At 41.0% G+C, this 13,051-nt stretch carries 12 protein-coding genes; 4 read left to right on the top strand and 8 right to left on the bottom strand.

All coding sequences use genetic code 11. The features are described from left to right. Positions 1-104: 104 nt before the first annotated feature. Positions 105-1,490, bottom strand: a complete 1,386-nt coding sequence (locus tag FKX85_RS14000; RefSeq protein ID WP_141615321.1) for an undecaprenyl-phosphate glucose phosphotransferase — start codon at positions 1,488-1,490, stop codon at positions 105-107. Positions 1,491-2,193: 703 nt separating this feature from the next. Between FKX85_RS14000 and FKX85_RS13995 the strand changes: the two genes are divergently transcribed. Then, positions 2,194-2,391: a hypothetical protein gene (locus FKX85_RS13995; protein ID WP_141615320.1), complete on the top strand. Its 198-nt coding sequence runs from the start codon at positions 2,194-2,196 to the stop codon at positions 2,389-2,391. Positions 2,392-2,716: 325 nt separating this feature from the next. On the opposite strand, the gene FKX85_RS13990 is transcribed toward FKX85_RS13995, so the two are convergent. After that, a complete protein-coding gene (locus tag FKX85_RS13990; protein ID WP_141615319.1) occupies positions 2,717-4,300 on the bottom strand; it encodes a peptide MFS transporter in 1,584 nt (527 codons plus the stop codon). A gap of 294 nt (positions 4,301-4,594) precedes the next feature. Between FKX85_RS13990 and pckA the strand changes: the two genes are divergently transcribed. Beyond that, positions 4,595-6,193 carry a phosphoenolpyruvate carboxykinase (ATP) gene (pckA, locus tag FKX85_RS13985; protein ID WP_141615318.1) on the top strand — a complete coding sequence of 533 codons (1,599 nt, stop codon included), beginning with the start codon at positions 4,595-4,597 and terminating at the stop codon, positions 6,191-6,193. 32 nt (positions 6,194-6,225) lie between these two features. On the opposite strand, the gene FKX85_RS13980 is transcribed toward pckA, so the two are convergent. Next, positions 6,226-6,495 carry a hypothetical protein gene (locus FKX85_RS13980; protein WP_141615317.1) on the bottom strand — a complete coding sequence of 90 codons (270 nt, stop codon included), beginning with the start codon at positions 6,493-6,495 and terminating at the stop codon, positions 6,226-6,228. Between the two features lie 162 nt (positions 6,496-6,657). Here FKX85_RS13980 and FKX85_RS13975 point away from each other — a divergent pair, with 162 nt between their 5' ends. Next, entirely contained in the window at positions 6,658-7,095 is a 438-nt protein-coding gene (locus tag FKX85_RS13975; RefSeq protein ID WP_141615316.1) for a peptidylprolyl isomerase, read from the top strand. A gap of 191 nt (positions 7,096-7,286) precedes the next feature. Here the strand turns inward: FKX85_RS13975 and FKX85_RS13970 are convergent, their stop codons facing one another. From FKX85_RS13970 to FKX85_RS13955, 4 genes are all read right to left on the bottom strand, one after another. Beyond that, entirely contained in the window at positions 7,287-8,573 is a 1,287-nt protein-coding gene (locus tag FKX85_RS13970; protein WP_141615315.1) for a NupC/NupG family nucleoside CNT transporter, read from the bottom strand. A 132-nt stretch (positions 8,574-8,705) separates the two neighbouring features. Continuing rightward, positions 8,706-9,311 carry a bifunctional nuclease family protein gene (locus tag FKX85_RS13965; RefSeq protein WP_141615314.1) on the bottom strand — a complete coding sequence of 202 codons (606 nt, stop codon included), beginning with the start codon at positions 9,309-9,311 and terminating at the stop codon, positions 8,706-8,708. A gap of 6 nt (positions 9,312-9,317) precedes the next feature. After that, entirely contained in the window at positions 9,318-10,283 is a 966-nt protein-coding gene (locus FKX85_RS13960) for an electron transfer flavoprotein subunit alpha/FixB family protein (protein WP_141615313.1), read from the bottom strand. A gap of 29 nt (positions 10,284-10,312) precedes the next feature. Further along, positions 10,313-11,050 carry an electron transfer flavoprotein subunit beta/FixA family protein gene (locus tag FKX85_RS13955; protein WP_141615312.1) on the bottom strand — a complete coding sequence of 246 codons (738 nt, stop codon included), beginning with the start codon at positions 11,048-11,050 and terminating at the stop codon, positions 10,313-10,315. Between the two features lie 529 nt (positions 11,051-11,579). Between FKX85_RS13955 and FKX85_RS13950 the strand changes: the two genes are divergently transcribed. After that, complete coding sequence (locus tag FKX85_RS13950) at positions 11,580-11,915, top strand: tetratricopeptide repeat protein (protein ID WP_141615311.1); 336 nt, start codon at positions 11,580-11,582, stop codon at positions 11,913-11,915. 52 nt (positions 11,916-11,967) lie between these two features. On the opposite strand, the gene FKX85_RS13945 is transcribed toward FKX85_RS13950, so the two are convergent. Next, positions 11,968-12,966 carry a zinc-binding dehydrogenase gene (locus tag FKX85_RS13945; RefSeq protein WP_141615310.1) on the bottom strand — a complete coding sequence of 333 codons (999 nt, stop codon included), beginning with the start codon at positions 12,964-12,966 and terminating at the stop codon, positions 11,968-11,970. Between the last annotated feature and the right edge of the window lie 85 nt (positions 12,967-13,051).

Here is a 13,051-nt window from a genome sequence, read left to right as displayed (position 1 = left end):
AATTAAATAATAAAAAAAGTTCGAAAACCACTTATAGGCTCGAATAACAAAAAAATCAAGATAAGCATGGAGAAATCAAGTTTCTCCATGCCAAGTAGTCATTATCAAAAAGCAGTCCCGTGTGTTTTCCGTCCAAAAATCGTTAAGTATATTATTTTTATATCGAGTTTCATTGACCAGTTTTTCATATACCACAGGTCGTGAGCTATTCGCTGTTCCTTTTGCTCAGCAGTCTCTGTAGGCCCCCTCCAGCCATTTACTTGAGCCCATCCAGTAACCCCCGGTTTGAAATAATGTCTAACCATGGCCTTATCAACGCTACGTTGGAATTCTTCATTGAGGTAAGTCCTGTGCGGCCTTGGTCCTACCACACTCATATCGCCCATAAATACATTGGCAAATTGTGGAAGCTCATCTATACTGTATTTTCTCAAAAACTTACCAACTTTGGTAATACGTGGATCGTTTTCAACTGTTGAAGCTTTTCCGGTACTATCATTCTCCCTCATAGTCCTAAACTTAAACACACGAAACGGCTTGCCCCCTTTACCGATCCGTTCGGGACAATAAAAGGCGGGCCCTGGACTATCAAGTTTTATCAATATCACAATCAAGAAAAACAATGGGGACAGCATTAAAAGAATCAAACTGGAAAAACACCAATCAAAGCACTCTTTTAGAAAAGAAGAAATCTTATCATCAAGGGGCATCTGCCTTACGTTAACCATATCCATGTTTCCTTGCCTGATCACTTTACAATCTTCCCCAAGTAATTTCTGATAATCCGGGATAAATCTGACACGAGTACCGTAATAATCAGCCGTGTTGAGAATCTTCTTTATTTCTTCGGAATATTGGATCGGTAAGGCCACAATAACTTCGTCTACTGGATTATCCCTAAGATAGTTACCCATATTGTCTAAATCACTCACATATTCACCACCTTCTACGGCCAGTTCCGGTTCGGCTACATTATGATACTTCACCATCCCTTTCACCTGATAACCATTCTTTGGATTATCCTTAAAGTAGGAGTTCACCCTATTTACCATCTCCCCTTGTCCCGTAACCAATACATTTTTTCCAACTCCTCCACTATTTTTCAATCGGTTAATAATACTCAAGATGACAAAATTGGTAACTATTCCAATCAATGGAAATCCAATAGAGAATGATAAAACCACTTTCCTAAATGTCGGCGGAAAGGTGAAAATTAAATATGACAAACCAAGAATCACCACCAAAATGGCACTGGATTTCACATAATTCAAAATCCTGTTGGAAAAATCTCCATTAAGATCAAAGAAATAAAGTTTTCTCCATTTCACTATCACCAGCCATATGGATATTAACCCTATGAAAAGTACCCAATCAATCCCCTGAACACCTGTATCCTTAAAGATATATAGCGAAACAAGGAAAGTAATTCCCAATATGACGGTGTCCCAAATAAAGAAAAAACCTGCGACAAGTTTGTTAACATTATTCATAGTATCTCTAATAAAAATTCAAAACAATCGTTATTAACTAGACAAACATCTGTAAATCAACCCTATAAAGGTTTATGAACCGGTGAAGCATCATTTTATCAGTAAATTATAACAGTAGTCAATTTTTCATTTTACAAGCTCTAATGCTTATCCAAATACAAGTTTCTTATAAAGCTGATTTAACTGGTTTCCAGTACCCTATTACATGCCACTAATTTATATCAATGGCTAGAAGAAAACAAACAAAATACATTAAAATTTATTTAAAAAACATTTTTAATGGTTTGAAAAACAAATAAGTAAAACACATTTACGTACAGGTACTTGAAAAAAACGTAAACATATGGGACATTTACATCAATGTATGAAAATGTTCTCCTTAACATTTAAATATTAGTGCTACCAGTTTAATTTAACAGCATACAAAACTTACAACACAAAACCATAACTGTTAAAAATTTAACAAAATAACCATGTCATTCCTGCCAAAAACAGAAAAAATCATTAAAAACATCATCATTTGAACACACAACTAAACCAACGCCTTTAAATTAGCAGAAACATTAAGGCCTCTTATCTTTTTGGCTTTAAGTTATGATCTTTAAAATCCAGAGAAAACAAAAATCTCCTATTGACATAAACTGTTTTTTGTTGTAAATAGCGTAAAATCCTGCCTATTAATTTTATTTAAACATGTCACATTATGGCAAGAGGAACAGAACTGTATTACGACGAATTTGACGACTTCGAGGAAGACGACGAATTCACTTCAGAGGATCTCGACGAGGATATATATGACCTCGATGACGACGATGATGAAAGACTAGAGGATAACCTCATCGATTTTGATGATGATGATTTTGGAGATTTTGATGATGATCTAGATGACGATTTGGACTAATTAACATTAAACTGGGCTGTCTTTGATGAAAGACAGCCCAGTTTTTATTATTTAATTTTGTCCAATGGCTCGGAGCTATTAAATTGCAGGAAATTTAAGACATCACTAAAACATTGTTAAACATGTTACTGGAAATATTCAATTCCCCATTAGGCTCCGGAGCCCAATTATTTATACTGATTGTTTGTATCCTAATTGGTTTAGGTGCTGGTCTTTCTAACGCGGACATTAGAAACAACCTATTTAAAGGAAACAAAAAAGAAAAATAACTATAGTCATCATATAGTAAATAAAAAAGGGAGCGTTGATCGCTCCCTTTTTTATTTTACCTTACATTCCCCATCAGCTTTCTTATAGGTTTGGTGATCATCATCAGCACTAATCCAGCCCCTACCGACACCATTACTATCAGCATATATTGATCCGGCATTTCAGCAACAGACTCCTTCGTTCCTCCACTTGCTTCACCTGCAATGATTCCCGCTACTAAATTCCCCAGGGCTACTGACAGAAACCACATCCCCATCATCTGTCCTTGGAATTTCTTAGGCGCCAGCTTAGTGGTCAGACTCAAGCCCACTGGGCTCAAGCTCAATTCTCCAAACGTATGAAACAAATAGGTAAACATTAACCAAGTAGGTGCGGCCATATTTCCAGCTGCAGCCACTTTGGCAGCAAAATACATTACTAAAAACCCTATCCCCAACAAGATCAGCCCAAAAGCAAATTTTATCGGAGAACTCGGTTCTAGGTGCCTCTTTGCCAACCATACCCATAGCGCAGCAAAGATTGGTGCAAAAATAATGATAAACATGGAGTTTGCAGATTGGAAATAACCAGCCGGAATTTCCCATCCAAACACTTCGCGATTGGTAAACCTATCCGCAAAAAGATTTAATGTAGAACCTGCCTGCTCAAAACCGGACCAAAATAATGCGCCAAAACAAAGCAATATAGCGATCACTCCTACCTTCTTTTTCTCATCTGTATTTAATCCACCAAAAAGCAACACATATATAAAGAAAGCCGCCGCCACTATTGCAATTACTTTATATGAAGCATCAGCTATCACTGCGGCATCAATGGCAATTACTCCCTGAAACATCAAAAAGAGTACCATCGAAAGCACAATAATCGTAAGAAAAGTAAACATCCTTAAGCGACGTCGGTGGGCTACTTCCGCATCAGATTCTGGATCGGACAGTTCGCCTTTACCCTTAAGGGTACCTGAGGTCAACCGGTACTGGATCAATCCCAGGATCATACCAAAACCAGCCACTCCAAATCCTAAATGCCAATCTACCTCAGCAAACGTACTACAGATAATCGGCGCAATAAATCCTCCAATATTAATCCCCATGTAAAAGATACTAAATCCTGCATCCCGTTTGGAACTTCCTTCATGATAAAGCTGTCCAACAATCGAACTGATATTGGGTTTGAGCAATCCTGTTCCGACCACGATAAGGATCAATCCTAAAAAGAAAGAAGTAGTATCCAACGGAGATAGTGCCGCTTTTGCTTCATGACCACTTTCTAGCATGGCCATTATCCCTGGTAATCCCATAGTGAAATGCCCCAAAGCAATTATAATCCCACCGTACCATACAGATTTCTTCAATCCAAACAGCCTATCCGCCAGCCATCCACCAGGAAGGGCAAGCAGGTAAACGCCCATCGTGTAAAGTCCATAAATAGCTCCTGAAGTCTTGTCATCAAATCCCAGCCCACCGTCAATGACGGCTGTGGTCATAAAAAGGATAAGCAGGGCTCTCATGCCATAGTAGCTGAAACGCTCCCACATTTCTGTAAAAAAGAGTGTCATTAAACCTCTCGGGTGTCCAAACATCGATGGACCATCAAACCCCCTGTCAAGTTGTTGATTATTGGATTCTTCGTTTTGTAACATTTGGGTAAATAGTTCCTAAATTAAGCTTAACAATTTACAATGATAAGAGATTTTTTCTTAAACCATGAAAAATGTCCCATTTTGTTCCCCTTTGGCATTTCGAACATTAGCTCCTTTCTCCGTAGATTTTCTGGCACTTTTGCGATCCCTTAAATCACCTACTTACTCCCTAAAAAACCCTTCGAAATCGTTTGAAAAACGATATTTTCGTGTCTTTTTAAGAATAATAATCCCCAATTCTTATATCTTTGCATTAGTACCTTTTAAGTAATACCCAAATAACTTTAGAGATTTATGATCAGTAAAACACGCCCAGTTACTGACCAGCTAGAACTCCATGAACAATTGGATAATGGTCAGGTAAAACTCAACCTCACACCAGCTGAGCTCATCGAACATGCTCTTTCAAGACAGGAAGGCTGGCTTACCGACACTGGAGCCCTCATGGCTCATACAGGTAAATTCACTGGTAGGTCACCGAAAGACCGATATATTGTATCTGATTATGAAACAAAGGGAAATATCTGGTGGGGAGATGTCAATATCCCATTTTTGGAAGCACATTTCGATCGGCTTTTAGAAAAAATGCTCTCACACCTTAAGCACAGAAGTGTCTTTGCCAGGGATGTCTATGCAGGTGCAGACAACAGATACCGTTTGAATATCAGGGTATACAACACCTTGGCTTGGCACAATCTTTTTTGTCACAATATGTTTTTAAGACCTGAAAAGGATGAAACCATAGACCAAGGCACCGATTTCACGATCATCTGTGCCCCCGAGTTTGAAGCTGACCCGGTTTTAGACGGTACCAGAGGAAAAAACTTCACCATCATTAACCTGACCAAAAGAATCATCTTGTTAGGAGGAACCGGCTATGCTGGCGAAATAAAAAAGGGAATATTCTCTGTATTAAACTACCTCTTGCCATTGAAGGAAAAGGTTCTCTCCATGCACTGCTCAGCCAATATTGGTAAGAATGGGGATACTGCATTGTTTTTTGGACTTTCTGGAACAGGCAAAACCACACTATCCGCAGATCCAGCAAGAAACCTCATCGGAGATGATGAACATGGCTGGACGAATAATGGGGTCTTTAACTTCGAAGGGGGCTGTTATGCCAAAGTAGTTGACCTTTCCAGGGAAAAAGAACCCGAAATATGGGAAGCGATCAGATATGGAGCCGTAGTGGAAAACACACGGTTTGCTCAAAATTCCAGAACCATCGATTATACCGATACCAGCGTCACTGAAAATACCAGAACAGCGTATCCACTGTATCACATACAAAAGGCCATTATGCCTCCGCTAGGCACGTTGCCAAAAAACATTTTCTTTCTTACGGCAGATGCATTCGGTGTAATCCCCCCCATTTCCAAGCTGAACACCAGTCAGGCAATGTACCACTATATATCGGGATACACCGCAAAGGTAGCTGGCACAGAAATGGGAATATCCGAACCACAAAAAACTTTTTCGGCCTGTTTTGGCGCTGCATTCTTGCCCCTTCACCCGACCGTCTATGCATCCTTGTTTGGTAAAAAAATGAAAGACCACAATGTGAACGTTTGGCTGATAAATACTGGATGGACAGGAGGCTCTTATGGTATTGGATCACGGATGAAGCTCCCATATACAAGGGCGATGATCGCTGCGGTTCTGGAAGGGAAATTGGATAGTGTCCCATTTAAAACCCACGAGGTTTTCAATGTAGCCGTTCCCCAGCACTGCCCAAATGTCCCCGAAGAAATCCTAAATCCTAAATCGACCTGGGAAAATCCGGGAGAATATGATCAAAAATCACATCAACTGGCCAAATCGTTTGTAGAGAACTTCAAAAAATATGAGGATTTTGCTTCTGAGGATATAATGGCCGGTGCGCCAAACACCTAAAAAAAGCCCTCCGCATTTGCGGAGGGCTTTTTTTATTCTTCAGGTTTATCTAAACCATGCTCTTGTTCAAACTTGTTCCTTCTTATCTCGAACCGCTCGAGCTCCTCGCCAAGCATATCCAAGGATTCATTGTATCTAGAGTACAAATCCCCCATATTCTTTTCCATGTTCGAAAAATTAAACTCCATGGCGTCAAGTTGGAGCTGGGAAGCCTTTTCTATCAAAGCCACTTGGCTATTTTTCAGGTCTGCAAGTAACCTCAAAGCTCTGTCCATTTTCTCTAACTTTTCTCTGTTATTCATGATTAAATAAGTTTGGTTATTATAAGATAATCAAAAAACAGACCAAATGGAACATTTTTAACTCATTCAACAAAAAGCAATACCAAACCAACATCTCCCAAGCGAACTATTTCGTCAAGATAAAAGTAAGTTTTACTATATTTGCTTCAAATAATCATTTAAATGAAAACAGCAGAAATAGTAACTGAAAAAGGAACCATGAAAGTGGAGTTTTATGAAAAAGACGCTCCCAACACGGTTAAGAATTTTGTAGACCTATCTCAGAAGGGATTTTATGATGGGCTTACCTTTCATCGGGTAATTCCAAACTTCGTTATCCAAGGTGGATGTCCCATAGGGAATGGCGCTGGTGGGCCTGGATATACCATTGATTGTGAGCTGAATGGGGACAATCAACACCATGAACGTGGCGTCCTATCTATGGCCCATGCTGGTAGAAATACCGGTGGTTCACAATTTTTCGTTTGTCACAGCAGGGACAATACATCCCATTTGGACAGGAATCATACGTGTTTCGGAAAAGTGGTAGAAGGTTTGGACGTAATCGACCAAATCCGTCAAGGAGACAAAATCGAAAAAATCATTATTTCTGAAGCTTAATAACCTTGTTTCACATAAGAGGCTTTTCATAAGTTTATGTGACCGTCATTCTGACGTAAGAAAGAATCTCAAATACGAATTCAAAATAATTGATTCCGGGAATTCTTCTCTTACATGACTGCCGTGGTAAGCAATGCCATTGACATCCAGAATGGGAAGTGACTACTTATAAACAGCCTCTTATTTTTTTTCTAGCTAAATAACATTCCTGCAATCGTCGCAGTCATCATACAAGCAAGTGTTGCTGCTAAAAGCGCATGCATCCCCAGTTTTGAAAGGTTCCCCTGTTGCCCTGGTGCAATGCTTCCAATTCCTCCCACCTGTATCGCTATAGAGCTAAAATTGGAAAACCCACAAAGGGCATACGTTGCAATAATGATAGATTTTGGTGAGAGGTCTCCTTCTGCTTTCATGGAAGAAAGATCTGCATAAGCCACAAACTCATTGATCACCGTTTTCTGCCCCAAAAGAGAGCCCACCTGAAGGGTGTCTTGCCACTCCACTCCCATCAGCCATGCAAATACCCTAAAGACTTGTCCAAGAATATATTCCAGAGAAAAACCTTCAAACCTACCATTAGTAGAGTTAACCACAAACTGATTCAATCCAGTTATATCACCCAATACGCCCGACAATAGATAATTCAGCATGGCTATAACCGCGATGAATGCAAGTAACATCCCTCCTACATTTAATGCCAACTTTAGTCCATCTGCAGCCCCTATCGACATGGCATCGATCAAGTTCACGCCCAAACCTTCGCTGTTCACTTCTAACTTATCATTCAGGCCTTCCTTATTGGTCTCTGGGATGATCAACTTCGACATTACGATCGCAGCGGGGGCATTCATGATACTAGCCCCCAATAGATAAGAGGCAAATCTACTTTGTTCAGCAGGATCATCTCCTCCCAAAAAAGCTACATAAGCGGCCAAAACTCCTCCAGCAATGGTAGCCATGCCTCCAGTCATCAGACACATCAACTCAGAACGGGTCATTGTAGAAATAAAAGGTCTTACCAGCAGTGGTGCCTCCGTCTGACCTAAAAATATATTCCCAGCGGCGGAAAGGCTTTCCGCACCAGAAAGCTTCATGGTCCGGGCCATCACCCAAGCAATTCCAAATACAATTTTCTGTAATATTCCCAGGTAGTACAAGCCTGCAGAAACTGTCGAAAAGAAAATGATGGTAGGCAACACCTGAAAGGCAAATATGGTCCCAAACGAATCTGTCGCCAGATCACCAAACAAAAATATCGCTCCAGCCTGGGCAAAGCTCAATAATTTCACAAAGGCTCCACTGATGCTTGCAAAAATAGATTCTACAAAAGCTACCTTCGTAATCAAAAAACCAAAAACAACTTGTAAGATTACCCCTATCCCCACTAACTTCCAGTCTACTGATTTTCTGCTTGCTGAAAATAGAAAAGCTACGCCAAGTAGCGCCACTATTCCTATCATACCTCTTAAATAATCCATATTTTAAATTTATAGACCACCTTCATATTTGATCCTATCAAAAGAAAATAAGAAAAGTAAATATAATCTATTTTGGGGCATGAATGGAAACAAAAAAGCCTGGAACTTGATAGTCCCAGGCTTTGAGTATCATTAATTTCTACGGTTTATTTCATCTCTGATGCGAGCAGCCTGCTCATAGTCCTCACTATTGATAGCTTTATCAAGTAACTGGTTAAGCTTTTCGAGGCTATAATCCTTCAGGGGCTCTTGATTTCTGGGTTTGTCCGAAGTGACTTTCTTCTCTTCTGCTTTGGTTTTTCTTCCACTTTTCTCTTCTTCTTCCTCATTAAATTCAATCGCAGCTTCAGACATCACCTTTTTCTCACAAAATATAGGAGCCTCAAAACGAACCGCTATGGCAATGGCATCCGAAGGTCTCGCATCGATTTCCACAGTCTTCTTTCCATCTTTACAAACGATTTTAGCATAAAAAACACCCTCTCTCATATCTGAAACAAGAATGTAGTCTACCGAAAACCCAAAATTACTGGCAAAAGACTTAAACAGATCATGGGTCATGGGACGATTAGGAACAATCTTCTCTATCTCAATGGCAATAGCTTGTGCCTCAAACATCCCTATCACAATAGGAAGCCTCCTCGTTCCGGTGGTTTCTCCCATCACCAGTGTGAATGATCCAGATTGTGAATGATTTGATGATAAACCTAATATTTCTAGTTCAACTGTGTTCTCCACTCGTTTTTATTTTATTGCTTTTACAGCCTCCGTAAGTTTTGGCAAAATCTCAAAAGCATCGCCTACAATACCATAATCAGCAGCCTTGAAAAATGGCGCCTCTGGGTCTTTATTAATCACCAAAATGTATTTGGATGCATTTACACCTGCAAGATGTTGAATAGCACCTGAAATTCCAACTGCCACGTACAAACTTGGTGCTACTTTTACACCTGTCTGCCCTACGTGCTCATGGTGTGGCCTCCATCCGCTGTCAGAAACGGGCTTAGAACACCCTGTGGCCGCTCCCATCGCTTTTGCGAGATCTTCGATTAGGCTCCAGTTTTCTGGCCCCTTCATCCCACGGCCTCCTGAAACAACGATATCCGCTTCGGGCAATGAAATCTCGTCGGATGCTTTATCTGTAGAAGTGATCTTTGCAGCAAAATCACTTTCTGCCAATGCTACCTCCAAAGCTTCTACTCCGGCATCTGCTCCATCCGATTTTAAGGGCACAGCGTTTTTCTTAACGGCCAAAATCTTATTTGCAGTTGTAATCACCGTGTCAGTAAAGGCTTTTCCGGTGTAAATACTCCTTCTTACTTTATAGCCACCGTTTTCTTCCGGCAGTGCCACTACGTTGGAAGCCAATCCTGCTTTCAGTTTCACTGACAACCGCGCAGCCACAGCGTCTCCCAAGGAAGACTTTGCAAGTACCAAAGTATCGGCACCTGATTGCTCAAAAGCTTGGCCTACGGCACTGGCATGTGCCTGAATCACTCCATCATTGAGTTTTTTGTCAGCTACATGCAGGACTTTTTGCGCTCCCGCAGAACCTGCCTTTGCCAGGGCACTTTCTTCGATGGCTCCAAGGGCCACTGCTACCACTTCTTTCCCTTCTTTTTCGCCAAGGGCACTGGCATAGGATACCGCCTCTAATGATGTTTTCTTGATCGCACCTTCAGCGTGCTCTATATATACTAAAATGGACATATTATTCTAATTTAAATTAAAGGGACTATTTAAAGGATCTTGGCTTCGTTTTGCAGCAAATTCACCAGTTCTTCCACATTATCCTTATCGATAAGTTTAACGGCTCCTTTCGCAGGTGGAAGCTCATAACCGACCGTTTCGGTAGCTGCTTCATCGCTGACAGGTTCTACCACATTCAGCGGCTTGCTCCGAGCAGACATGATCCCACGCATATTCGGAATTTTCCACTCTGCTATAGGCTCTTGACAGCCTGCCACAAAAGGAAGTTTCACTTCTAAATATTCCTTCCCTCCTTCTATTTCCCTGGCGATCTTGGCCACATCACCTTCCAGATCCAGTTTCATCACTGGTGAGACGGAAGGCATGCCCAGCATTTCTGCTACCATTCCATGCACCATACCGCCGTTAAAGTCGATGGATTCCCTTCCCATCAGGATAAGATCATATCCACCTTCTTTAGCATAATGGGCAATTTGGGTGGCCACAAAAAGTGAATCGGAAGGGAATCCATTTATTCTTATTGCCTCGTCAGCACCAATGGCCAGCGCCTTACGCAAAGTAGGTTCTGTCTCTGCCTCTCCCACATTCAGTACGGTGAGGCTTCCTTCTGATTGGTCTCGTAGTTCCACCGCTCTGGCCAAAGCATAATCATCGTATGGGCCTATAATAAATTGGACACCTGTCTTGTCAAACTTGGTGTTATTCTCAGTAAATTGAATTTTGGATGTAGTATCCGGCACGTGTGTAATACAAACCAGAATTTTCATATATTTTTATTTTATAAGTTGTCAATAAAGTTCCTTCGCAGAAATCTGATTTTACTGTTTTAATCCCGCTAAAAAACGGCTTCTTCCAAAATGCCAATAGGTTATTCCACCTTCTTCCCATATGGATATAACGTGCCAATGATAGGTGTAATTTCATAGGAAAGCTTCATGAAAAGTGTACCTAGTCCATAAACTTAGTGTGTATTTATCTAGCTATCGCCTGGCATTCTTATTTGAATTGCCCAAAAATAAAAAAAAGGGCGTTCAATACCTATCCTGAATGAATTGATTTTGGCTATGGACAATAATTTATGGTTATAGTGTGGCCACGGTAAATAGCAGTACCTATATCAATTTAACAAGTAACCCAACCGACCAATGAGGGAATTTTTTAAATCCTTTTCAATTTGGTCAAAGGATAATTTATCTTTTACTTTTATCAATTAAAAACACCACTCTTTCCGAGGCACATTTTTACAGTATATTTGCCCAAGAACTATAAATCAAAAAGCCTAAAAGGTCGATCCCAATGAATAATTTATCGAGAATTGAATTGTTACAGCAATTTGCGAAAGATGAACCTGATAATCCTTTTAACCTTTATGCCCTGGCGCTAGAATATCAAAACAGCGACTTGAAGAAAGCTGTAAGCTATTTTGATGAATTGCTAGACAAACATCCAGCATACCTCCCCACCTACTTTCATGCGGCTGCTTTGAATGCAGAGATAGAAGAGATCGAAAAAGCACTTTCCATCTACAAATCAGGCATCGAACTTGCCAAAACCAAAAATGATCAGCACGCCTTAAAGGAGCTCAAAAACGCTTTCCAAAACTTCCTGTTCGAAAACGATTTGGATGAATAATCAATCCTAAAGAAAAAGGTGGCATTGACTGGGCTTGACAGGCCTCTAAACATTATATTTTCACCACGATTTTTCCTGTCTGCTCTCCAGCCGCCATTCGCTCAAATGCCTCCACGGCATTCGAAAAATCAAAAACGGAATCCACCAGGGGAGTGATCCCTTGTTCAGTTACATACTCCACCATTTCATCAAAATCCTTGTCACTTCCCATAGTAGTGCCCTGAATGGTCAATTGGTTCCAAAAAACCCTTCTGGCATCCAGCATCGGTGGATTGCCGAGGGTAGCACCATAAAAAACCAGTTTGCCGCCAGGTCGCAATGCTTTGATCGAATCAGCAAAAGTAGCTCCCATGGCCGAATCGATGATCAATTCAACCCCACCCGTTTGATCCAGCGCATGCTGGACCCAATTTTCATCATTGTAATTGAAGCCACCGGACACACCCAGCTCCTTTGCCTTTTTTAACTTTTCCTCATGCCCACTATTCACATAGACTTCAGCACCTGCAGCGATACCATATTGGGCGGCAAACTGGGCCACGCCTCCTCCAAAACCGGTAACTAACATTTTCATTCCCTGCTTCACCTTTCCGTGATAAAAAGCCGCTCGATATGCTGTCAAACCTGCCAATGGCAATACCGCCGCTGCTTCAAATGATAAATGAGCCGGTTTTTTACATAACCTGGAGGCATCCACTTGTACATATTCTGCGAGGGTCCCATTGCCGGGCATTCCCAAAATCTGAAAATCTCCCGATTGGACTTCTTGCTTATCCCCCCAAAAATTAGCAGCATTGATAATGACTTCCTCGCCTAACCACTTTTTGTCCACCTTGTCTCCTACTTCTTCCACCACTCCGGCACCATCGGATCCCAAAATGACCCCATTTTTGATATTGGGATATTTCCCTTGCCGGCACCACTCATCACGGTGGTTCAAAGCGGCGGCTTTTACTTTCACTTTGACCTCATTGGGTTTTAGGCTTGACAATTCCACCTCCTTGACAGTGATTCCTGAAGGGTTATCCTGATCTAAAACAAGTCCTAGCATAGTTGGTATATTGGTTAATCGTTAATGGTTATTGGTTACTCGTGATTAGCAGATGATCCATCTCTCTACCTCCCGCCGGTCGAAG

The sequence above is a fragment of the Echinicola soli genome (assembly GCF_006575665.1).
In the GTDB taxonomy this organism is placed as follows: Bacteria; Bacteroidota; Bacteroidia; order Cytophagales; family Cyclobacteriaceae; genus Echinicola; species Echinicola soli.
Note: the sequence above shows the minus strand (reverse complement) of the source record. Positions and strands in the feature narration are given on the sequence as shown.

Coding starts and splice junctions, on each gene's coding strand:
- FKX85_RS14000 (WP_141615321.1), bottom strand. CDS start 1,490: ATGAATAATGTTAACAAACTTGTCGCAGGTTTTTTCTTTATTTGGGAC.
- FKX85_RS13995 (WP_141615320.1), top strand. CDS start 2,194: ATGGCAAGAGGAACAGAACTGTATTACGACGAATTTGACGACTTCGAG.
- FKX85_RS13990 (WP_141615319.1), bottom strand. CDS start 4,300: ATGTTACAAAACGAAGAATCCAATAATCAACAACTTGACAGGGGGTTT.
- pckA (WP_141615318.1), top strand. CDS start 4,595: ATGATCAGTAAAACACGCCCAGTTACTGACCAGCTAGAACTCCATGAA.
- FKX85_RS13980 (WP_141615317.1), bottom strand. CDS start 6,495: ATGAATAACAGAGAAAAGTTAGAGAAAATGGACAGAGCTTTGAGGTTA.
- FKX85_RS13975 (WP_141615316.1), top strand. CDS start 6,658: ATGAAAACAGCAGAAATAGTAACTGAAAAAGGAACCATGAAAGTGGAG.
- FKX85_RS13970 (WP_141615315.1), bottom strand. CDS start 8,573: ATGGATTATTTAAGAGGTATGATAGGAATAGTGGCGCTACTTGGCGTA.
- FKX85_RS13960 (WP_141615313.1), bottom strand. CDS start 10,283: ATGTCCATTTTAGTATATATAGAGCACGCTGAAGGTGCGATCAAGAAA.
- FKX85_RS13955 (WP_141615312.1), bottom strand. CDS start 11,050: ATGAAAATTCTGGTTTGTATTACACACGTGCCGGATACTACATCCAAA.
- FKX85_RS13950 (WP_141615311.1), top strand. CDS start 11,580: ATGAATAATTTATCGAGAATTGAATTGTTACAGCAATTTGCGAAAGAT.
- FKX85_RS13945 (WP_141615310.1), bottom strand. CDS start 12,966: ATGCTAGGACTTGTTTTAGATCAGGATAACCCTTCAGGAATCACTGTC.